Source organism: Candidatus Marivariicella framensis (assembly GCF_982709265.1).
In genome coordinates this window covers 41,543-64,016 of sequence record NZ_CEXPNT010000012.1, presented here as the reverse complement: position 1 = coordinate 64,016, position 22,474 = coordinate 41,543, and the positions used below count along the sequence as shown (strand labels likewise).

The following is a 22,474-nucleotide window of genomic DNA, read 5'->3' as shown; positions in this document are numbered from 1 at the left end:
GTAAACTGAGTTTCTGCCAGCTGAAAATTAGCTGTAAGTGTAATATCCGCACTTAACGTAATACTAATCACATTAGAAGTTTCATTACTGCCTGTCCAGCCTGTAAATTCGTATCCTTCAATCGGAGTAGCAGTTATAGTAACTGATGAGTCTTCATCATAAGTTCCACCAGAGGGATTAACACTTCCTCCTTCGGTAGCACTAACCACTAAATCAAATTGAGGTGTTGGTGGGATAACTACAACTGGAGGTGCAGGTTCAGCTACTCCTGCATCCTTAGAACAAGAAAAAATTAAAAGTAAAGCAAGAAGTAGAAGTTTTTTCATTGTTTTTAATTACTGACAATTTCACGAATTTTAATATTCTTAAAATAAGATTTTCCGGGGTGATCTTGAAAACAAATATAACCTTTAGAGAATTTACCAAAATCATACCATCGCTTCTCCCCCAAATAAGGGTAATCATATGACTTGCTAAATTTACTTTTACTGTAAAGACTGTCCCACTGTTCTCCTCTTAATTGAAATTTATTTATAATTAAATCATTTAATTTTACAAACCCATAATTGTTTTTTTGATCTATCAAAATATGATATGTATTCCACTCGCCTGCAGGATTTGGTGGGGTAGTAATTTTAGGAGGATATAAATCATAAACTGCACCTAGGTAGTGCTTTTTTTCATTTAAATCTGTTAGTATGTTATTTAATTCAATTTCGCCTCCTAATATTTCCCTGGGAGAGTCATAGGCAGCAATATCAATAATTTGAATTTCTAGACCTGTTTGATAAGGGAACTTATAAGAATTGTCTTCTCTAACACCCCACATAAAACCACTATTTCCTCCCTTTTCAATTTTCCAATCAAATATAATTTCAAAACTAGAGTACATCTTGTCCGATAAGATACTCGCATCATCATTTCCAGACTCTAATCCTGAAAGGGTATCAAAGATTAAGGTGTTGTTTTTGACACTCCACCCTTTTTTTGAACCATTATCTTGAAAGATATGCCATCCTTCCAATGAATTGTTTACAATTAAATTATCCCAGTTATTTTCCTGTGGACTACAGCAGCAAAATATTAATAAGATAAAAAGAAGCCTTTTCATAGATTTTATATTTATTTAAAGGAGAACTAATTAACAAAAAAAATTATTTATAACCTCTGATAAACAACTATTTAAGATTTTTTTACTTATTTATACTAGTTCTAAATAAAAAAGCCTTCCGTTTTATAGGAAAGCTTCTCATCAGGTTCTTTCCCTATATGGGTTTGTAACACACAAAACTTTTTATGGTTTATACTAAATCACATTTTTATATACTTGCGATTATAATAGATAATAGTTATTTGTAATTGGCAATCTACTTTGTGTGTATAATGTAAATTGATTTGATGTGCCGTATGATATATTTAATCAGAGGGATGAGTCGAAGTTAATTAAAATCATCTTTAAAGGGATATTCCTATTGTAAAATAATGAAGTCCAGATGCTCCAATATTAAGTTTACCAAGATTAGAAGTATAGTGATAAGAAAACATATATTCTTTGTAGTTCAATCCTAAAATAGGAGTTAAGTGCTTATAATATTGATTAACAATGGCTCCATTGTCATCATATGATATTCCTACTGAGTTTCTTCTATACGAAATGCCTATCCAAACTCTACCAGCTGGAATAATTCGATAAAGTTTTAAGTTATAATCAGAGCTCCTTTCTTTTGTTTTTTCTAAATATTGTATTAAAAATGAGGGCTCTAAATTCCAACCATTATTTGAATATATTTCGTATTGAATAGAAAATAAATAATGTTTGAAACTTGTAGAGTTAAAAGCATTAGACCCCTCATTGTTTAATTTTGAGGGATTTAGGGTTATATTTTTTATAGAAAACTGAGAAGACAAATGAGTAGAGACATATGCTGCCCCTACGTCAAATGTAAGATAGCTTTGTTGACTTGAATTACTCATTAATAAAGGATCAGCAATTCTTGAATCAAAATCAGTTTGATCTAGGCTATATCTAACGGACCCCAAACTTAAGCCAAATGATAGTTCTTTGATGTTGTCATTTTTAGTTGGAAAAGATCGCTTTGTATTCCAGATTTTATCATTCAAATAAATACGATAACCATAGGTTAAATAAATTGACTTTTTGGAATGATATCCATTATGATCATTAATTACTTGAAGACCTAAGATTGAATTTGCTTTGGCTTTATATTCGAATGTTAGTAAATTTGTACCTGGCGCTTCTTCAAGATTAAACCATTGTTTTCTAACTCCAAATTGAATTCTAGCCCCTGAAAGATTAACACCAACCATTGCCGGGTGGGTTACATATAAATTTTCTGAAAGATATTCGTTAAACATTGGAATAAAACCCTGGGATTTAATATTGAAACTATTTATAATAGTCACCATAAATAAAATACATTTTAAATATTTTATCATAATTATGGTCTTAATAAACTAAAGTGTCCAGAATACGCTTTTCCATTTTCAAAATAAACATGAAACCAATAGTCGTCTTGAGGCAGTTTCAAACCATTATATGTTCCATCCCAGCCATTGGTTAAGGGATTTAAATCAATTAATAATTTACCTCTTCGATCATAGATATAAACTCTAGTTTTTGGTTGAAAGTTTTTACTTACACCTAATACATTCCAATAATCATTTACTCCATCTCCATTTGGACTAAAAAACTTCATGTGACCTAAAATAGAGACTTCAATTTCTGCTACCCCACAATTATTTTTATCCTTAACATAGACTTTATGAATACCTGGAAGTAGATTATCAAAGTATGATGAATCTTGATAAATCCCAAAAACATCATCTATTGCAAATTCATAATCTCCAATACCTATAGTTTCTTTTTTAATCTCTACAGAGCCTGTATCTCCAGCCTGATCAATTATGTCCAGATCTGCTTGGGTGATACTTGCAATTTCAGATGATATTAGTGCTATTGTTATGGTTTTAGAACAAGAAGTTCCACTTTTAGTGGCTGCGGTAACCTCGAATAACCCACCTTCGTTTATATATATTCTTCCTTCTCCTCCTGAGTCTAGATTTAATCCGTCTTTCGTCCAAGTATAATTATATTCTCGATCATCTAAAGCTTGAACTTCCAATAAAACAGGATCTAAGTTGAGACAAACAATATCAATTTGATTTATCCATTCAAATTCAGGAAGTTTTTTTACTCGAAGATTTGCAACCTGTTTAATTCCAAGACAAGAAATTATATTTAAATCAATATTATCGACTCTAGCCCAAATATTTTGAATATAGGGGTCATACATTATAAACTCGGCATTTGTTTCTTCAATTTGATTTTGTCTTAGATAGGAATCATTTTCATTAAAATAAAATGTTATTGCTATATTTTGTGCTGAGAATTTAGGATCAGAATCAATAAGAGTTTGCCGAATGGTCTCTAAGGTTGTGGAGTCCCAAATTTCAATACCTGCTTCAAGAAGCTTAAATTCAGATTCGCATTTTTCAAATTCAAGAAGAAAGTCAGATTCAATTAAACTAGCAGCAACTTTTAAAGTAAGTGTAGCAGTTTCAAAACATCCAAAAGGATTTATAATTTTTAGATATAATTGATCCTCAAAATTAGAATTTATGTATTCAAGAGGGGTTGAAATTAATGAATCAATATTATAATCAGGTTCGTTATAAAATTCAAATGTTTCTTCTTGATGATTTAGGGAAATTAATGGTTCAAATGCTTTTAAATTAAAGAGTGTTTTTCCATCATTAATTAAGTCATTATCACACTGTTCAATAATTAGATTTCTTTCAATAATTTCAGGGTATTGATGAACTGTTGCAATAACAGGTGTTCTAGTCTCATTTATGCACTCACCAGGAATTATATCAATCCAATAGGTCGTTGTGTCTGATATTTGGACAGTAAATGAAGTCCCTGAGTGGAGAACTGTTCCTCCCTCATTACTATTATACCAGTTAATATCAGAATGATTTGCGCTTGCTGTTAATGTGATAGATTCGCCAATGCAAGCTTCACCAGGAGTGTAGCTAATTAACTTAGGTATTATTAATTTTGTGCTTGCAGAAATTTGGAGATCAGGGTCGCCAGGAGAGCCCCCATACTCAACCATATAGCCTTGTGATTGATATGGGCCAGAAGTTGCTGTAGTATTAGGAAGGTCATTCCAAGACCCCGAAAAACCAATAGAAGGGTCAGTGATGTGAGCATAATCTTCTCCATTACAGCAATTGTTAGGCTCGTTATTATTCCAATTAGCATAATTTTCAGTTGTTCCAGTACTTGTTCCAGTCCAAAATATAGTTCCAGCTTCTGGCCCAGTAACCCATTTCCAAGTGCCTTCATTTTCTGAGTCTGATCCACCAATCCAACCTACTCCACTTGTTAGACTTCCTGAAATATCGGCTTCTTCCTGAGAAAGAATAGTGACTAAATAACCTTGAATACCATAATAATTTTTGTTTTCAGCAAGTTCCTTTGCATCATCCCAAGTAACGTTTATACTTGGAAAAAACTCATAGTAATGACTTGTTGATGGAAGATAATTTGCCGCCCCAAGTGTAATGGAGAATGTCTTATCAATTGATATGTCTTGATTACTTGAGTAAAAAACTACTTCTTTAACAGCGTCTATAAGATCAAATCTTGAATTCTCACCTAGAGAAATAGAAGTTAAAGTTAGTTTTGCTTCGGTTGAACTCCACTGACTCTGTACGTTAGGATGGGAGCCATTTAATTTAAGTATATCTTCTGAAAAAACATATCCTAATGATATTTGAATATACACTGAATTAACAATACTTATATCTAAATTTTCAAGATTAAAGCTTGTGACTATAAACTCTTCAGATTGAGGACAGTATATTTGTTCTCCCTGAGCACTTAAAGAAGGGGGAGGAGTTTCTTGGCCAAAAATAATTTTGAAAATAAAAAATACTATCCAAAACCATTTCAGTTTGAATTTCATACAGGTAAAGGATTAAAATCTATTCATTGTTAAAAGTATTGACCCTGAACTAAACCTCGAAGTTAGGTTGGTTTACCTCGATAATCAATACAAATTTCCGTTTTCCTTACACTCATTTGAATTACTATTTCCGTCACCTGTAGAACAAGAAACTAACGGAACAAACAGTAAAAGAAGAAGTAACTTTTTCATTGTGATGGTTGTTAGCTAAAAGTAGGAAATAAATACTAGTTTATTAAACAACTCTTGCGAAGCAAGATAAATAGCAGCGATAGAAACTTAAACTAGGTATTGACACAAGTTGTAACGATCTATTCTTTTCGTCATTCAGGAGGGATAGAAATCTTTAAGAGAATAGGCAATTAACAAGCTAAAAAAGGCTATGAAATTATTAAACGTCAGTAAAAAGTAAAGAAGACTTGGCTTAAAATAAGAAAAAAGCTAACAGAGCAGATAACTCTATTAGCCTTTTGATTGATATAGAATTGGAAAGAGATAATCTTCTTTCCAAAGTGCAGCCTAATATCAATTCAAATGTAAGAATCTTTTCTTACAGGCAATAATATTTTATTATTGGATTTGCCTGTTTACCGTTATTCTATATCATATAAATTTTATATCTTAAGTATTATTTATTTCTAAGAATATTAAATAGAAGTAAATGTTTTATTTTAATAATAAATAAATTTATAATGAAAAAAGTACTACTGACTACCTTGTTAATTGCATCTTTAATTTCTTGCAGTAAAGACGACGATCCAGCTGCAGCAAGTCAATGTTTGGTTTGTTCCACCTTTGGAGAAACAGATATTACAACTTCTGAATTGAGCGGTTTCTGTGTTGGGGCAACTAATCCTGATACAGGTGAAGTTATAAGTTTAGCGTCAGTTACAGTTTATAAAGATTTATTGAATTTAATGGGAGCTACTTGTACAATTGAATAAGGCATTTCCTCCTTAGATGGAACAGAGATTAGTCGATTTTAAACAAGATTAAACCAGGATCTGTCTATTTTCTCAGGCTTTAATTGTCCTTTTTTCATTTTAAAAAAGTCATATCAAGACCCCATTTTACATTTATCAATATAATTGGATTATGAAAGAAAAAATAGAGTTAATCTTAAAAATTACTTTAGCAATATTATTAATATTTGGAGGTGTTCAACATTTTATAGAACCTGATAATTATATTGCTTTTGTGCCTTCCTTTTTACCCTTTACTTCAGTTATTATATATGTTTCTGGTCTGTTAGAAATTTTATTTGGTATTGCATTATTTTTTAAAAAATATGCAAATATAGGAGCTTGGGGAATTTTAATTTTAATGCTACTGTTTTTACCCATTCATATTTGGGATGTGTTTTCTGACACACCCGCCATAGGAAGCCATAAGGCTGCGTTAATAAGATTATCAATTCAATTTTTACTCATATTTATTGCTTTGAAAGTTAAAAACAATACTAAAAACTCCCCTAAACTTAATTAGAGGATTAAAAACACTTGAACTTACTGAAGATTATGTTTAGTTGCATTGTACTTCAAATTCAGTCCAATCCATTCCATTTGTTGGTTGATTGAGAAAGTAAAAGCATTTAGTACTTCCATTAGGAAACGTTATGCTCTTTTTAAAGGCGGTTGGTATATGAGCTCCTGTGGAAAGTATCTGATGATTGTTTTCAAAAATAACATCTACTCTAACACCAATATCTGATTGATACAAAGATGCCCAGTCTCTTACTTTACTCTCTAATTGAGCCCATTCATATCTATTAAGGTTATTATGCTGTAAAGTGCAGTTTAAGAAAGAAAATGTAGCATTTAAATTGGCTTCAGTATCAGAAAAAGATGCTGCAGGAGCTATGTGTCCTTTATCCCAGATGTTGTTTTTATAATCAGCATTATTTGATGTAAATACACTATCTACATTATAAAAATTACGTCCTTTCCTGTCATAGTTTTTTTTGATATTTCTTACTTTATATTCTATCCAATTAGGCTGTTCATATTGTTCATTATATGAAACCTTGAAAATACTACCCTCAATAATATAGTTATCATTTTTCTCTTGACTAAAAGAAATTAATGGAAAAACTAGTAAAAAAAGGAGTGCCTTTTTCATTATTCTTAAAAGTAAGAAATAAAAACATCCGAACTTACTGAAGATAATATGTCGGCGGCTTAGGGTCTATACCTAAAAATATTTCTCCAAGTTTTTAATTCACACTTATAAAATTTGATAAGTGTCTTATATACAAAATCAGAGTAATTTTTCATTGTGTTGGCTTTTTCTTTCTTTTAAAACTTATTTATTGGGTCTTACTTTAGAAACAGAATATTACTTTTTATTTTTATAGAAGTGTATTCCAAAGCATAACAGTGCGACAGCTATAAAAACAACTTTAATAGGAGTAGGAAGTATAGAACCAAAGCCAGTAAATTTTCTGATAGCTACTTCAACAAGATTTATAATAGTTAAACCAACCGCAATATTGTAATAGATTTTTTTCATCAAACCAATATAACACATTATGCCAAGACCAAAAGGAAGTAAAAATAAATTAATACTAGAAGTGTTCCAGCCTATTGTTTATTGATTTATATTGAAAGGAAAACTAATTGTTACCTTTTCCCAGGCAAGAGATATACTACCTTCTTTCTCACTGACCTTAGTTATCGTGTAATCTAAATGCTCTATAATTTCATCAGAAATACTTGGTGTCACATTAAATCGTATTACATCGTCATTCTCATCATAATCATCTATTCCATGTTGATTCCAATTTTTATTAATTATTATAGTCCAATCATCCTTTGATGGAATTGTAAAAAACCCATATTTTCCTTTTGATAGTAGTTTTCCATTTATAACTAAATCTTTATTAGTTTCAATCCAAGTGGCATTGTGAGCTCCTGTTTGCCAAACATTCTCATAGCTAACTAATCCACCGAAAATAACTCGTCCTCTAACTCCTGGTGAAGAGTAATCAATATGAATATGAGCGTTACCAATCATTTCCATTGTAAATTTATGAGGGCTTAGCACTATATTTTTTGGTACTTCATCATTTTCAGAGCTTGCAACATGATTTTCATGATTATTTACATTAGCTTTTTTTGTTTCATTTTTACAACTCAAAACTAATAGTGTCAATACAACTACCATTATTATATTTTTCATGATTTCATTAATTTTTTTATTTGAAATATTTGAAGTCTAATATTCCATAATTTAGACATCAAGGATAAAAGTATAAAAATCATCCTCTATTACCTCTTTTTTATTCATAGTAAATAACAGACAAAGAATAGTAGATACTTAAAATTTTACTCTTAAGTATTGAAGCAACTTAAGTCAATAACCTTTTACCGAGAAGAGATGCCTATAAAACCCGCTAAAACAAACTACAGGAATATCTTCTTCAGTAAGTTTAGGTATTTTTCAATTAATCCTTTGCATAATAATAGTGAAACTCGGGGTTTATGAATTTATTATTTTTCCAATCTTACCTTTTATTAGACATGATTAATAGGTAAATTGATTTTTTATCTTTGATAAAATAACTGAAAATGATATGAAAGTAAAATCAACTCTTATTATTATCTTCTTTTTTGTTTGGGTTTCATGCTCTCAAAAAGAACAAAAAATTGAGTCCCCGAATTTTGTTTATATTTTGGCCGATGATTTAGGATATGGTGAATTAGGAGTATTTGGTCAAAAGGTAATTGAGACTCCCCACATAGATAAATTAGCAAAACAGGGAATGATTTTGACAGATCATTATTCTGGATCACCAGTTTGCGCTCCCTCACGGGCTGTTTTGTTGACAGGACTTCATACAGGTAATAATTCAGTTAGAGGAAATGATGAATGGAAAGAACGAGGTGATGTTTGGAGCTTTAAAGCTATGTTTAAAGACCCTAAACTTGAAGGACAGCGTCCTTTGCCTGACTCAACAATAACCGTTGCTAATTATTTCCAATCTAACGGTTATAAAACTGGAATGGTTGGTAAATGGGGTCTTGGTGCTCCTCATACAAATAGTATTCCAAATAATAAAGGTTTTGATTTTTTCTATGGCTATAACTGCCAAAGACAGGCTCATACTCTTTACCCAAGTCATTTATGGAAAAATAAAGAAAGGCACATTCTTAGCAATAAGATCGTTGATAAAGGCGCTCTTAAAACAGGCCTTGACCCTAACAGTCCTTCAAGCTATGAAGTCTACAATCAAAATGATTATGGGCCAACTCTAATGCACAATGAGGCATTAGAGTTTATAGATAGAAATAAAGACAATAAATTTTTTCTTTATTATGCAAGTCCCCTTCCTCATCTACCTCTTCAAGCACCTGAAAAATGGGTAAATTATTATAGAAAAAAAATAGGAAAAGAAAAACCTTACATAGGTGATAAAGGGTATTATCCAAATCAGTTTCCGATGGCTACTTATGCTGCTATGATTTCTTATTTAGATGAGCAGGTGGGTGAAATTGTTGCAAAACTTAAAAAAATTGGAAAATATGAAAACACTCTTATTATTTTTACAAGCGACAATGGTCCAACTCACTTAAAACAAGTTGATATTGATTTTTTTAACAGTACAGGGGTTTTTGTAAATTCAAAAAAAACTGTCAAAGGCAGTGTTAACGAAGGTGGAATTAGAGTGCCCACTATTGCAACATGGCCAAAAAGAATCAAAAGCGGATCAATATCAGATCACCCTAGCGCTTTCTATGATTTTTTTGCTACTGTGTCTGATATTATTGGCAAACCTTCATTTTATCATAATGATGGTATTAGTTTTTACCCTACATTGATTGGAGAAAAACAGAAAAAACACGACTATCTTTATTGGGAATTTCCTTCCTATGGAGGGCAACAAGCTATTCGATTTAATCAATGGAAGGGAATTAAAAAAGAGCTATTAAAAGGACCATCAAAACTTCAACTTTATAACTTAAAGAAAGATCCAAAAGAAATCAATAACGTAGCTACTAATTATCCTGAGATTGTTAAAAAAATGGAAAGATCAATGAAAGAAGCACATAAAAAAGCCACTATTAAAAAATTTAATATGCCAGTTTTAGATGAGCAATAACAAACAATAAAATAATTATTTTAACTAATCTTAGACCTTAAGGTTTATAAACAGCCAAACTTATATGAGTATTAGCGGTTTCTTTATCTACAAATAATTTTCTTTCCCGCTGAGTTCCATGGCAAGTTTTAGGTGAACATAAATAAGAACCACCAGCTAATCTTATTTCACCTTTTATGTTTTCTGTTGTGGTAAGGTCCCAAACATTTCCAACTATATTGACACTATTAATTTCTTGGATAGACTTAGATTCACTAATTACAGGTCTTTTGTCATTAGCAACTGCTTTCCAATATTGATCGTAAGTGGGTAATTTTACACCTGCCCATTTACAATATGCCAAAGCATCGTTATAACTTATTTGTGTTACAGGTAAGTTGAAGTTTTTTATTGACTCTCCGTTAGGAGATTTCCATGAAACACTCTGAATTACATCAAAGTTAAACACATCCTTTTGTATAAAAGACCATCCGAATTTTTCCGCATCAGTTATATAGTTTGTTGAGTCAATAAAAATTGAAAAATCTTCAACAGTTACTGATTTTAATTTGATTTCTGACTCACAATGAATATTGAGTATTAAAAAACAAAGAATTAAAATAAACAAAGAATTTTTACACATAGTTCTGATAAAAATACAAAACGACTGATAATTATATATTACAATTTTGTCAATTGATTTCATGATAAGGATTCTAAATTTTAATATCTGAAGAAAATATGCCTAATCTATACATGTACCCTATAAAAGTCGTTTCTTTAGAAAGAGGAAAGTTGTTTACGTCGGGAATTCCTTTAGAGAACATCTTTTCGTATCGACTAAAGAATAAAAACGAGACTCTAATGACTGATAATTTTAATTCATCATCACTTCAATACCATTGAGAAGATTATTTAAAATTCAAACTTAAACACATGGATCAAACACTAATAGAGTTAATTGCGAAGATTTCAACTTTCAACTTAATGCGTTATTTAATTGTTGCCGGAGTCTTCTTCCTCGTTTTTTATGTTTTATTCAAAAAGAAATGGCTGCCTAAAAAAATTCAAAACCGATTTCCAAATAACAAAGATTATTACCGGGAAATTAGCTATTCTATATTGAGTCTATTTATTTTTATGCTGATTGGTTTGATAGCCATTCGTTCGCCTTTAGCCCAAGAGGGTCTTCGCTATGAATCGTTTACTGAATATGGAATAGGCTATTGGTTTTTTAGTGTATTACTCATGATTATAGTCCACGACACCTATTTTTATTGGACACATCGCTCTATGCATCACCCAAAAATTTATCGCTTGTTTCATAAAGTACATCATCAATCTACTAATCCATCGCCTTGGGCAGCCTTTGCTTTTCATCCGCTAGAAGGAATTGTTGAAGCTGGAATAATCTTTCCAATTACCTTTCTCATACCTCATCATGTTTCGGCTTTGTTTGCGTTTTTAATATTCATGACGGTTTATAATGTATACGGACATCTTGGATATGAAATTTATCCAAAAGGGTTCAATAAAAATAGCATTGGTAAATGGTTCAACACCTCAGTCGCTCATAATGCTCATCATGCTCAATTTAAAGGAAATTACGGACTTTATTTTTTGTTTTGGGACCGTTGGATGGGAACGTTAAGAACTGATTATGACAGCAGCTTTCAGGAAGTTGATCAGCTGCGATCCAACAGTAAAATTATTCAATAGCCCTTAACACTTTTCCCATAAAAGATGCTACTTTTTAGGGCTCAAGCGAACGAGAAACTAACACCACATTTTGTTCTTGAATCACAAATATCTGAACTTACTGAAGAAGAAATGCCTGTGGTTTATTAATCTTTATTTACTTATTTTTATAAATCATGAACAACGAAAGTATAAGTAAGTTAATTCCGATTATAATTCTTTTAATTCTAGGAATCATTGAATCTCTTGGTGGTTTGTATTTTAATGATAAAAGAACAAAGAACGATCTAACTATTGAACTTATCTCCCTGACTGTTTTACCTACTTTAATTCAACCAGCCATTCTTCTTTTTGTTTTATTTATGATGGACATGTGGCTCTCTTTATATGAAGATTATTTTATAAACAGTTTTTTTTTATGGCATGTTTTAGCATTTCTAATACTTGATGACCTTACTCAATATTTATGGCATAGACTTTCCCATAAAAACCCTTTTATGTGGAAATTACATAGACCACATCATGTAGTTGAGGAAATGGGCGTTCTAGTCACATATAGAAATGCTGTTTTGTATTATGCCTTTATGCCTGGAATCTGGTTCTCTGCCATTTTAATCTATCTTGGAATGATTGAAGTTTATTTATATTACTTACCTATTAAGATGACCGTTATTCTACTTGCGCATAGTGAAGTTAGATGGGACAGATTTTTATATAAACATAAAGCACTACACCCCATTGCTTGGTTAATTGAGCGGACCATTTCAACCCCTTGCACACATTATGCGCACCATGGATTAACTTCTGAAGATGGAGTTTCTAATCCGAATGGAAACTATGGAAATTTATTATTTTTTTGGGATGTTTTATTTGGAACTGCTAAAATAACAAGGAAGTACCCCTCTAAATTTGGTGCTTGGAATAAGATGAAAGAACCTTGGTATGTTCAACTATTATTTCCAATAATTCGATCTAAAGATTCTAGAAGTGAACTAAGTTCAATAAAAACAAAGATGGATTATGATCCTTCCAAAGATTACAAGGATTACAATAGTTAGTATATAATTAATTGCTTGGCACAAGCTTATTGAAAAAGATGTGCCTGTGGTTTAATTACTCCATATATCCTGAAACAACACCGTATTTGTTAATATAAGTTCCAACTGAACCAACTAAAGCATTTTCAGATGATAATCCCATAAATTTTCTTATTGCGTAAGTAGAATTTATGCCAGTGCAATGTGCTCCAATAAAATATTTAACTCCAGCTTCTTCCATTTTATTTGCAGTCCATTTGAGCTTTTCATTATCAAGTTTTAGTAGATGAAAACCTCCAAGAATTTTATAAATAGGCCTGTCTGGCATTATTGTTTTCACATACTCTAAAGTGTTTGCAAGACCTGCGTGTCCACAACCACTTATAAGAACTATTCCATTTTCTGTATCAAAAAATAATGATTGATCCTCAGGAATAATATCTTCTGTTTTTTCACCATTAGAATCAATCATTTCACCCAATTCACTCCAGTTTTTTTCATCATATTTTCTTGGAACTTTTCCTGTTGTCCATATCCCAGGAATAATTTGAGAAGGCTTTGTGTGCGATATAAAATTTATACCAAGGTTTTGAATTTTATTTTTATTATTTAGAATATAATGGTCAGAACCTTTTGAATTAGGTCTTGAATAAAAAATTCCCTCTCCTACGTGAGCATTAGAAAAAGAATTAGGATGTTTTTCTCTTAAGGTAATTAAACCTCCTGTGTGGTCTTTATGGTTATGGCTTAAAAAAACATCGTTTATATTGTTTAGATTTATGTTTAGCTCCTTAGCGTTTTGTAAAACAGTATTTTCTCTTGAGCCGGCATCAAATAAAATTCTTTGACCATCAGCCTCTATAATTGCTGAAAAACCCCATTCACCAATATGAGTATCAGAAAGCATTGTGGAAAGAATAGTTACTTTGTAGTCTTTAATTTTATTCGTTTGCCCAAAAGAAGCTAAAGGAACAAACAGTAAAATAAGAAGCAGATTTTTCATTGTATTAGTTTTTTTAAATGTAAAAAAATTATTATTTCTTTTTCTTTAGACCTATAGAGACTTGAGTAATTGCACCAATAAAGCTTAGTACAGCAAAGGCAAGAATTAACCATTTTGATTGGGATAAATACTCTAAAAGAACACATGCTGCAAGTGAATATGCCGTAATTACAAAACTATGTTTCTTAAAAAAAGCTACTAAAACAATAGAGTTGAGTGATTTTTTCATTATAAATTTATTAATAATATAAAACATTTACTTGTTTTTAACAATTTAATATTTTTAAAAGTAAAGAAATTAAAAACACTTGAACTTACTGAAGAAGAAGTGCCTAGTTTGGACAAGTTCCCCAGACAGGGTTAACTTCAGATCAATCATATAATTTATATACTATGCTTTTTGGATTTACCCGGAAAAAACATGTTAGTTGTTTCTTGATATTTTTTGTAATCGGGTCTCTTTTTTAAAGAATAGTATTCTGATGGTATAGCTCCTGTATAATACACAAGTGTAGTATACATAAGCCTAGAGATATAGATTAGTGAAATCAATAATCCTATCCATAATAATAATTTCTCATAAGGCAATAGATAAAACAAAGAAGGAAGTGAAGATAGAATTAGTGCATTCCAAATCATCCACTCAGAAAAATAATTAGGATGTCTACAATACTTCCATAAACCAACATTACAAACCTGCTTCTTCTTTTTTTCTAAAAAACATTTTTCTAAAAATTTTTGCTTTTGAAAATCTGCTATATGCTCCATTATGAAAAACAAAACCCACATAATATATCCTGATATTTCAAGTAAAGATATATTCTCTTGAGGATTATATACTTGAATTATTGCGGGTAGGGCCAAAAAAGTTGTGTTTGCAAAACATTGAATTAATATTTCATACTGAAGTGAAATATCTTCATTTTTATATTCTAATTTTTGCCATCTTTTTCTTTGGAACTGATACCTCGAAAGTTCAGAATTTAAATGTCCCTTTTTAAATAATATTAGTGCTCCTATACCCATTCTCAATCCAGAAAAAAAATACATTCCTGCAACACAATAGGTTCTTAACCAATAGCCCTTTCCATTAATTAGCACTAAAAATGATATCAAAACAAGCCCCCATGGCCATGCAATGTCTACATAGGACATGCGTTTTGTAAAGTAAGCAGGAATACAAACTACAAATAAAAAAAGAAGTATCTGAATAAAACCATTCCACAAAGAAAAGCTCATAAAAGAATCTGTGTGTATTAGAAGAATGAAGCATAATAGAAAAGGAAGATATCCAAGGCTTCTTCGGAATATATTACTTAGGAGTCTATTCATGCCTTAAATACTTTGACTTAATTATTAAAGTCCATTCAAAGAAGTGTTTTCATACTCTAAAGGTAAAAATATTTGTAACATATATTAATTAGTATGTATTGATATGTAACACCTGAACTTAGTGAAGAAGATATGCCGGTGGTTTAATAATTAAAATCGATAATTACTCTTTTTTCGTCTTTGCTATAATTTTTATCTTTGTTTCACCATCCTCACCTACTTCTTTTTGAATATCAATGTCTTCAATCATTTCATTGCCATCCTTAATAAACATCATATGTTTTTTTCCCATTTTCATAGAACTATCCATATGCAACATTTTTTGAGAGCCATTCATCATAGAACAAGAATGTTTATTACCTTGTTTACCTATTAAAAAACCAAGAAGACCAAAGATTACAGCGATAAGTGTAATTGCGAACCAATTTTTATTTAGAGTTTCCATAAATAGTTTTTCTTAAATGAAATTAAATTTTTTACGAATGTAATACATAAAATGGTACTATGCAATACATAGTAAGTAATTTAATTATTGCTCTATAGATGACGCATTAAAAAACACCTGAACTTACTGAAGAAGATATGCCGGTGGTTTAGTGCATTTTTAGGATGCGTTATAATTTATTATGAGTTCCATCACAATAAGGAGGATTTGAAGTTTGTTTACAGTTACATAGATATATTTTTTTATCCTCATTAGTAGTAAATATTTTGGGAGTAAATCTAAACCTTTTATGCGCCCCGTTGCAAAAAGGTTGGTTTTCTGACAACCCACAAGAGCACCAAGCATATTTTTTGTCTTTTATTGCGTCTATTGCTATAGGCGCTTTGCTAAAGATCTTAGGCAATTTCATATTAATTTGGGTATTTTTTCACACATACAATTTACAATAATTTTAAAATAAGAAGATATGCCTAATCTGGATACTTTCTCCAGAGGAGTTTATTAGCGTTTGTTAGTGCTGAATCAGTTGCAAAACTATTTGGTTCAGATGTAATATTAGATACACATCCATATCTTTAAGCACTAACACTCTAATTAAGTTTAGGGTTTTTTATTATATTCACACATTACTAAAATCATGCAAAAACTCCTTTTCATCATTGGTCTTTGTCTATTTGTGACCTTAACTTCTTGTCAACTTCCTCAGAAAGAAAATCTCGTTGAAACGAAAATGAACATCTCAGGTATTCCTGGACCAAGAACTTGCTTTTGGTCGCGCGGACCAGTAAGTGCAGATCCCTATATGAATATTGCTTATCCCGATGCAGGTGTTTTCTATTGGAGTGCTGTGTTTACTATGCCTGAAGGTGCTACACTAAAATTAGAGGGAGAGTTTCCGCATTCACGCTATATGTCTTTTATCAGTTATGATGGAAGAGGAATACCACAGGAATCAATGGCAGATTATTTAATTAATGCTGATGAAGATCATGCTAATCCCTTTTTGGAGGGAGCAGATAGAACAAATCCGAAACGATCATATATAGTACAATTTAAAAATGAAACCGCACCATCCTTACAAGCAGAAGGAATTAAATTGTTAAAACCTATTCTGGAAGATCAAATCAATAACAGAACCCGCGTTGACAACACTTTACATGCACCATCTTATGGCCTAAAACAGCAATCTGTTCTATACCGCGTCTATGTACCGGATGAAAATACTGACGAAACTGGGGGTGTAGGATTACCTTCTCCTGTATTGACCTTAAAAAATGGGACTATCTATCGCGGAGCAGATGCATGTTCTTTTCTTAAAACACGACAGCCTTTACAAATAAAACCCGATGCAATTGGAATTACATTAGAAAAATATTATGAAATAACAAGTATTCCAAATCGCCCAATGGGCCATCCAGCAACCAATCCACCCACTTGGTATTTACAATACGACCGTAAATTCCTCATTGGTATGTACACCGGGGAAATGCCTGATAAAACGCGTAAAAGCACTGGCGGATTTTATCCTAACGTAGACAACAATTATATCCGCACCTTTATTAATCGTAAGTTTGGAAAAGTATTTGTTTTAAGGGGCAAAATTCCACAGACTCCGAAAACATTAAAAGGAAACAAAACCATGACCCAAGAAGAATTGGTGTATTGGTCACTTTGTTCTGTACAAGGGTTTGCCAACACTCGTGTAAATGGATGTTTGTTTGACGAACAAGTTCCTGTAAATAAGAATGGTGAATTTATGATTGTAGTCAGTAGGGAATTAGACCGCCCCCGCAATGCACGAATTGAATGTGGCTTTGGTTGGCTTCCCATTGCAGATGACGGTGATGGTTTAGAGGATGAAAATATTGGGATATTACAAATTCGAAATATGCTCGCATCTCCCAATTTCCCATATGCCATTCAAAATATCAAAGAAATTGGAACTGAAGCTACAGTGATGGGAGATTACTTCCCTAAATCATTCTATACTTCAAAAGAAGCTTTTGAAGTATTTTTTCCTTGTTATCCAGAGTTTGAATAGTAAGAAATTAAAACATATATGAACTTAATAAGGGGATATGCCGGTGGTTTAATTTATTTAATGGTTAAAAAGATAATAAACCTCCTAAACTTAATTAAAGGGTCTCCACAACTTAGTCAGGATTATTAAAATGAAAAGTTACAGGGATGTCCTCTTTAGTAAGTTCAGGTGATTTAGCGGATAAAGACAAGTAAATGTTTTATTTTTGATTTTATTAATCATTTGTTTTCAATGCGAAAATTAGTATTCATTCTACTATGTATACACTTTAATCTCATCTCTCAAAAGTTACCTCAGGGTTTTACTCAATTAAAAGATATTGTTCCTGATATTGTGATTGATTTGAGATATGGAACTTCAGATAATTTCATAGGAAAACCTATCGACGGTTATATTTCAGATACTGCAGTAGGAACAAATGAATTGGCAAAAGGTTTAAAAATGGCTCAAAAAAAATTAAATCCTTTTGGTTTAGGAATTAAAATTTATGATTCTTATCGCCCTCAAAAAGCCGTAAACCATTTTATTCGCTGGTCAAAACTTAAATCAGATACAATTAATAAAAATCAATACTATCCAGAATTAAAGAAAAACACACTTTTTGATTTAGGATTTATTGCCTCGAAGAGCGGACATAGTAGGGGGAGTACTGTTGATTTAACCCTTATTCACCTCAAGGGTAAAAACAAAGGTAAACTAGTTGATATGGGTGGGCATTGGGATTTCTTTGGAGAGCTTTCAAATTATAATTTTTATAATCTATCGGAAACACAAAAACAAAACAGAAGGCTTTTACGAAAAACTTTGATTAATTCAGGCTTTGTTCCTTATGAAAAAGAATGGTGGCATTTTACATTAAAAGATGAACCGTTTCCAAATACTTACTTTGACTTTATACCGTAAATATTATACTTAACAAATTGGATTAAGTATATTTATTTCAATAACACAAAATAAAAATCCCCCTAGCTACTAAATTCACTAGAGGGATAAAAAAATTATGTGGAAAAAAAAGAACCACACAATTAGTCAACAAAGATACAATAACCCCACCTTAAACTTAATTATATGAAAAGAAGAATTTTAACTTTTCCTGCAATCATTTTATTTTTTTACTTATTTAGGGCAATTGATTTATTCCCTTTTGAAACAAGTTTTGATTTTACTTCTTGGGATAATAGTAAACTTATTAGATGGGGAGTAATGACCGCTATTGGGATAAGTGCTGAAGAATTTTTTATAAAAAAAGATAAAAAAAAGAAAACCCCCTAACCTAAATTAAAGGGATTGGAATTGTTTTAAAATAAGATTCTTTTCAAAACAGGTTTACTTTGCAAAGTAGAATTTTCTAGTAGTTTGATCGATTCCATTGATAAATATTAAAATTTCATCTTCGTGGCCTTCTACCGTAGACCAAAATTTCTTATTCTTATTAGCAACCTTTTGTAATCTTCTATGTATTTATCTTTACAAAGAATTAAAATAAAAAGGGAAAAAGAAATACCACAATCATAGTCCAAATTGTGTATAAAGGAAGATATTCTCCAATTCTTTTTTCAATACTTTTAATATTTGATGACCCTTTTAAAACTAAAAAAATTTGTTGTGAAACAATTATTAAGTGAGTCAAAATTAACAGGTTTGATCCCAAAACTGAAATTCTGTTTGGAGTGACTCCAAACTCAAAAAGTCTAAACCCTATTGCTGAAAGAGCGAATAAATTATCTAAAATACTTATAAGAGAAAGAAGAAATAACAAAATCATTTGAAAATTATTTTTACTTGACTTAATAGACTCTCCCAAAGAGAAAAGTATAATAGCCATAACAGCAATTAAAATTATATTAAATATTAAAAGGAAGTCTCTGTCATTGTAGATGTCTTTATTTGAAACAGTAATTGCGATTGAAAAAATAAGCAATGTAAAAAACACAAAAGGAGTAAATATTTTTGCAATTACTGGAGATATTTTACCAGTTAAAGAAGGGTTGTTTAGTACCAAAAAAGATGCTAAAATTGGCACTCCTGCTATTCCCCAGCTGGCAATATTGTTTATAAAAAACTCTTCAATTTTTAAGTCTATTAGTTCGAATAACACTATTGTTACTGCCGTAAATAAAAATCCTGATATTCCAATCAATCCAGACATTACAAAGAAGTCTCCGTTATATCGAAGAAAGCTAATACGTGCATTATTATCTTTCCATTTTTTACCCATAAAAGCAAAACCATACGTAGACCATAAAAATAATGGAAGATGAATACAAGAAAGTACAAAAACGTCAACTGTATCATTTCCAGGAAGCAGGTTTATAAAAATAGCTGAGGTGATAAATAAAATAAAAGGTAAAATCCAATTATTAAAAGATGAATTATTACGCCAAGAAACATATATAGTTAACATTGGAAAAATAATAAAACTTATATTTCGAGGATAAAAAAATTCTGGATCAAAATTGAATATTCTGGGAAATTGAAATAATAAGCCAGAAAAAAAAATAGTAATAAGAACAATAAGCCATTCATTAGAGCGTCCCCAATAAATTTCACCTTGACTATTTGGTTTTAAATTTTTCATTCAATGAAGTTAAGACATTTAAGCAAATTAGAAATACCTGAACTAAATGAAGAAGATACGCTTGCAGTTTTAACTAAAAGTAGAATTATAAAAAATAAAAAAACATTAAAATACATTGAATGGGTTTTCACTAACCGTTTTATTCTATTAAAATTTCCTCTACAAAAGACAAACACTTATCTAGAGTTTGTTTAACATCTTTGATAGTAGTTCTTGGGTTAATTAAACACATTCTTAGCACAACTTTTCCTTGTAATATGGTTGTTACAAGAAGTGCTTCTTCAGAGGTAATTATACGATGAGATATTTCCTGATTAAAATGATCTAGCTTTTTTTCAGAGTACTTTTTACTAATTGGATTATATCTAAAATTAATTACAGCTAGAGTAGCATGAGATACAACCTCCCAATTAGGGCTCTTTCTTAATAGGACTTCTAGACTTTCTGTCAAGTCTATATTATATGTAATCGCTTTTTTAAAAGCACTTAATCCAAATGTTTTTATAGACATGTAAAGTTTTAATGCTCTAAAACGGCGAGTTAACTGTATGCCATGATCATAAAAATTAATTTCAGATTTATTACCTTCAATATCTCTAAGGTACTCTGGTTTTTCGCTAAAAGTTGAACTCAGCCATTTATGGTTTCTAACTAACAAACAACCCATTTCATAAGGCTGAAAAAACCATTTATGTGGATCTATGGTTAGTGAATCAGCTTTTTCTATTCCTTTTAATAGTTTAGCTCCTTTTTTAGATAAAATTCCTGCTCCACCATATGCTCCATCTACATGAAACCATATGTCTTGAGTTTTACATATTGCTGCTATTTCATCAAGTTGGTCTACAGAACCCGTATTTGTCGTACCTGCATTGGCAATAATACAAAATGGATTAAACCCTCTAATTTTATCAATTGCAATAGCGTTTTTAAGTTTATTTATTGATATTTTAAAATCTAAATCTGTTGGAACAACCCGAACCTGTTCTTTCTTAAAACCTATTGTCTTAAGGGCTTTAATATTTGAGGAATGGGTTTGATTAGACATATAAATAACGGCATTAGAAAAATCATCTCGACACTTTTGTCTTCTTGCAGTTACTAGCGCCGTAAGGTTAGCCATTGAGCCTCCACTTGTAAAAAGACCTCCTCCTTTTTTATTAGGAAATTTAAATAGCTTCAAAAGCCAATTAATAGTTACGATCTCTATTTCAGCAGCTGCAGGCGAAGCAGCCCATCCACCAGAAAAAACATTAAACCCCGTAGCCAATGTGTCTGCCATAGCGCTGATATAGTTACTAGGACCAGGCACAAATGAATAAAATTTTGGATGTGAAGGAATATTACTTTGTGAAAGTACTTTATCAACAACGAACTCTAAGACTTTAGAAGCTTCTGTTCCTTTTTCAGGTATATTTTCTGAAAAAAGGGCATCCATTTTTTCTCTAGACGCATTAACAACAGGGCTCTTAGAATTTTGATTATCAAAATGTTCAACAATAACATCTACAACCCTATAGCCATAATCTTTCATTTCACTTTTAGACAACGTTAGTGTATTTGCATCATTTATTTTTTTCATCAATTGGATGTATTTTTTTGTAAAGATAATGTGTCAATATTTTCTTTTGTTAATAATAGCATAGAAAATATATTGGTACATGTTTACTAAAAAACTTTTCTATTACTGTATTTAAACTCATATTGATAATGAAGTTTATTTTTACATGGATAGGTTCGGCTGAAGTTATTTATATTTTTTAATACTGAAATATTATCAAAGCTATTATTTACATAACATAGCGGCTATTTCCCTGACCTTAGTAATGAATTAAAATATCTTGAAAGCTCAGATTTTCTATCTTAGATAAATGAAATGGTTTTTCAAAAGAAATTTCTCCCCCTTAATGATGATTGTTGTTTTTACACCAACAATTCTTGAAGTTAGTGTTTCAAATTCATGGTATAGACCTATTGCTGTAGTTGTAGTAATAACATTACTTTTTCTAATTATATACACAGAGGTAAAGCATAAAAAAACTCCCTAAACTTAATTAGCAAGACTCTACTTTAAGCTTATTTTCTATCTTTAGAAAATGAAAAAACTGAATGAAAAATTCTCTACTTATTTAGTTTTTGGACTTGTTGTAGTTTTTGGCATAATAACGTGGTTGCTTATAAATTTCAAAAAAGACTGGTAAATAAAAAACTCCTCTAAAATTAATTATAAAACTATAAATACCTGAACTTACTGAAGAAGATGTAACTG

Annotated in this window: 24 protein-coding genes; 10 read left to right on the top strand and 14 right to left on the bottom strand. The window is 30.9% G+C overall.

Annotated features, from left to right (window positions below; genetic code table 11):
• The 4 genes from AC34EU_RS05850 to AC34EU_RS05835 all read right to left on the bottom strand — a co-directional run.
• The coding region (locus AC34EU_RS05850; protein WP_489696103.1) for an InlB B-repeat-containing protein at nucleotides 1-326 on the bottom strand (326 nt) is incomplete at its 3' end.
• A gap of 5 nt (nucleotides 327-331) precedes the next feature.
• Entirely contained in the window at nucleotides 332-1,111 is a 780-nt protein-coding gene (locus tag AC34EU_RS05845) for a 3-keto-disaccharide hydrolase (protein ID WP_487534205.1), read from the bottom strand.
• A gap of 344 nt (nucleotides 1,112-1,455) precedes the next feature.
• Nucleotides 1,456-2,457, bottom strand: coding sequence for a PorP/SprF family type IX secretion system membrane protein (locus AC34EU_RS05840; protein WP_487534206.1), 1,002 nt, complete (start codon nucleotides 2,455-2,457; stop codon nucleotides 1,456-1,458).
• Between the two features lie 2 nt (nucleotides 2,458-2,459).
• Nucleotides 2,460-4,994 (bottom strand): T9SS type B sorting domain-containing protein, encoded by a 2,535-nt coding sequence (locus AC34EU_RS05835; protein ID WP_487534207.1) that lies wholly within the window; start codon nucleotides 4,992-4,994, stop codon nucleotides 2,460-2,462.
• A gap of 692 nt (nucleotides 4,995-5,686) precedes the next feature.
• Here AC34EU_RS05835 and AC34EU_RS05830 point away from each other — a divergent pair.
• A complete protein-coding gene (locus tag AC34EU_RS05830; protein ID WP_487534208.1) occupies nucleotides 5,687-5,938 on the top strand; it encodes a hypothetical protein in 252 nt (83 codons plus the stop codon).
• A 151-nt stretch (nucleotides 5,939-6,089) separates the two neighbouring features.
• Nucleotides 6,090-6,479: a DoxX family protein gene (locus AC34EU_RS05825; RefSeq protein ID WP_487534209.1), complete on the top strand. Its 390-nt coding sequence runs from the start codon at nucleotides 6,090-6,092 to the stop codon at nucleotides 6,477-6,479.
• A gap of 36 nt (nucleotides 6,480-6,515) precedes the next feature.
• Here the strand turns inward: AC34EU_RS05825 and AC34EU_RS05820 are convergent, their stop codons facing one another.
• Nucleotides 6,516-7,112 (bottom strand): DNA/RNA non-specific endonuclease, encoded by a 597-nt coding sequence (locus tag AC34EU_RS05820; protein WP_487534210.1) that lies wholly within the window; start codon nucleotides 7,110-7,112, stop codon nucleotides 6,516-6,518.
• A gap of 468 nt (nucleotides 7,113-7,580) precedes the next feature.
• Entirely contained in the window at nucleotides 7,581-8,171 is a 591-nt protein-coding gene (locus AC34EU_RS05815; protein ID WP_487534211.1) for a DUF2911 domain-containing protein, read from the bottom strand.
• A gap of 394 nt (nucleotides 8,172-8,565) precedes the next feature.
• Between AC34EU_RS05815 and AC34EU_RS05810 the strand changes: the two genes are divergently transcribed.
• Nucleotides 8,566-10,092, top strand: a complete 1,527-nt coding sequence (locus AC34EU_RS05810; RefSeq protein WP_487534212.1) for an arylsulfatase — start codon at nucleotides 8,566-8,568, stop codon at nucleotides 10,090-10,092.
• A 37-nt stretch (nucleotides 10,093-10,129) separates the two neighbouring features.
• On the opposite strand, the gene AC34EU_RS05805 is transcribed toward AC34EU_RS05810, so the two are convergent.
• Nucleotides 10,130-10,777: an SUMF1/EgtB/PvdO family nonheme iron enzyme gene (locus tag AC34EU_RS05805; RefSeq protein WP_487534213.1), complete on the bottom strand. Its 648-nt coding sequence runs from the start codon at nucleotides 10,775-10,777 to the stop codon at nucleotides 10,130-10,132.
• A 35-nt stretch (nucleotides 10,778-10,812) separates the two neighbouring features.
• On the opposite strand from AC34EU_RS05805, the gene AC34EU_RS05800 reads away from it, so the two are divergent.
• The 3 genes from AC34EU_RS05800 to AC34EU_RS05790 all read left to right on the top strand — a co-directional run bounded on the left by AC34EU_RS05800 (nucleotide 10,813) and on the right by AC34EU_RS05790 (nucleotide 12,827).
• Entirely contained in the window at nucleotides 10,813-10,977 is a 165-nt protein-coding gene (locus tag AC34EU_RS05800) for a hypothetical protein (protein WP_487534214.1), read from the top strand.
• A gap of 234 nt (nucleotides 10,978-11,211) precedes the next feature.
• On the top strand, nucleotides 11,212-11,790 hold the full coding sequence (locus AC34EU_RS05795) for a sterol desaturase family protein (RefSeq protein WP_487534215.1): 579 nt from the start codon (nucleotides 11,212-11,214) through the stop codon (nucleotides 11,788-11,790).
• A 155-nt stretch (nucleotides 11,791-11,945) separates the two neighbouring features.
• Complete coding sequence (locus AC34EU_RS05790; protein WP_487534216.1) at nucleotides 11,946-12,827, top strand: sterol desaturase family protein; 882 nt, start codon at nucleotides 11,946-11,948, stop codon at nucleotides 12,825-12,827.
• A gap of 55 nt (nucleotides 12,828-12,882) precedes the next feature.
• On the opposite strand, the gene AC34EU_RS05785 is transcribed toward AC34EU_RS05790, so the two are convergent.
• The 5 genes from AC34EU_RS05785 to AC34EU_RS05765 form a co-directional block, all read right to left on the bottom strand.
• Nucleotides 12,883-13,809, bottom strand: coding sequence for an MBL fold metallo-hydrolase (locus AC34EU_RS05785; protein WP_487534217.1), 927 nt, complete (start codon nucleotides 13,807-13,809; stop codon nucleotides 12,883-12,885).
• A gap of 31 nt (nucleotides 13,810-13,840) precedes the next feature.
• Nucleotides 13,841-14,038, bottom strand: a complete 198-nt coding sequence (locus AC34EU_RS05780; protein WP_487534218.1) for a hypothetical protein — start codon at nucleotides 14,036-14,038, stop codon at nucleotides 13,841-13,843.
• Between the two features lie 155 nt (nucleotides 14,039-14,193).
• Nucleotides 14,194-15,048, bottom strand: coding sequence for a DUF1295 domain-containing protein (locus tag AC34EU_RS05775; protein ID WP_487534219.1), 855 nt, complete (start codon nucleotides 15,046-15,048; stop codon nucleotides 14,194-14,196).
• A 256-nt stretch (nucleotides 15,049-15,304) separates the two neighbouring features.
• Nucleotides 15,305-15,586 (bottom strand): hypothetical protein, encoded by a 282-nt coding sequence (locus AC34EU_RS05770; protein WP_487534220.1) that lies wholly within the window; start codon nucleotides 15,584-15,586, stop codon nucleotides 15,305-15,307.
• Between the two features lie 169 nt (nucleotides 15,587-15,755).
• Nucleotides 15,756-15,995: a CDGSH iron-sulfur domain-containing protein gene (locus tag AC34EU_RS05765; RefSeq protein WP_487534221.1), complete on the bottom strand. Its 240-nt coding sequence runs from the start codon at nucleotides 15,993-15,995 to the stop codon at nucleotides 15,756-15,758.
• A gap of 228 nt (nucleotides 15,996-16,223) precedes the next feature.
• On the opposite strand from AC34EU_RS05765, the gene AC34EU_RS05760 reads away from it, so the two are divergent.
• From AC34EU_RS05760 to AC34EU_RS05750, 3 genes are all read left to right on the top strand, one after another.
• The gene (locus AC34EU_RS05760; protein WP_487534222.1) at nucleotides 16,224-17,627 is read left to right on the top strand and encodes a hypothetical protein; all 1,404 of its coding nucleotides are present in this window, start codon (nucleotides 16,224-16,226) and stop codon (nucleotides 17,625-17,627) included.
• 231 nt (nucleotides 17,628-17,858) lie between these two features.
• Nucleotides 17,859-18,530, top strand: coding sequence for a M15 family metallopeptidase (locus tag AC34EU_RS05755; protein ID WP_487534223.1), 672 nt, complete (start codon nucleotides 17,859-17,861; stop codon nucleotides 18,528-18,530).
• A gap of 165 nt (nucleotides 18,531-18,695) precedes the next feature.
• Nucleotides 18,696-18,899, top strand: a complete 204-nt coding sequence (locus AC34EU_RS05750) for a hypothetical protein (protein ID WP_487534224.1) — start codon at nucleotides 18,696-18,698, stop codon at nucleotides 18,897-18,899.
• A 205-nt stretch (nucleotides 18,900-19,104) separates the two neighbouring features.
• Here AC34EU_RS05750 and AC34EU_RS05745 read toward each other — a convergent pair whose 3' ends face one another.
• Nucleotides 19,105-20,205 carry a hypothetical protein gene (locus AC34EU_RS05745; protein ID WP_487534225.1) on the bottom strand — a complete coding sequence of 367 codons (1,101 nt, stop codon included), beginning with the start codon at nucleotides 20,203-20,205 and terminating at the stop codon, nucleotides 19,105-19,107.
• Nucleotides 20,206-20,344: 139 nt separating this feature from the next.
• Nucleotides 20,345-21,787 (bottom strand): pyridoxal phosphate-dependent decarboxylase family protein, encoded by a 1,443-nt coding sequence (locus AC34EU_RS05740; RefSeq protein ID WP_487534226.1) that lies wholly within the window; start codon nucleotides 21,785-21,787, stop codon nucleotides 20,345-20,347.
• A 289-nt stretch (nucleotides 21,788-22,076) separates the two neighbouring features.
• On the opposite strand from AC34EU_RS05740, the gene AC34EU_RS05735 reads away from it, so the two are divergent.
• The gene (locus AC34EU_RS05735; protein WP_487534227.1) at nucleotides 22,077-22,253 is read left to right on the top strand and encodes a hypothetical protein; all 177 of its coding nucleotides are present in this window, start codon (nucleotides 22,077-22,079) and stop codon (nucleotides 22,251-22,253) included.
• The last annotated feature ends 221 nt before the right edge of the window (nucleotides 22,254-22,474 follow it).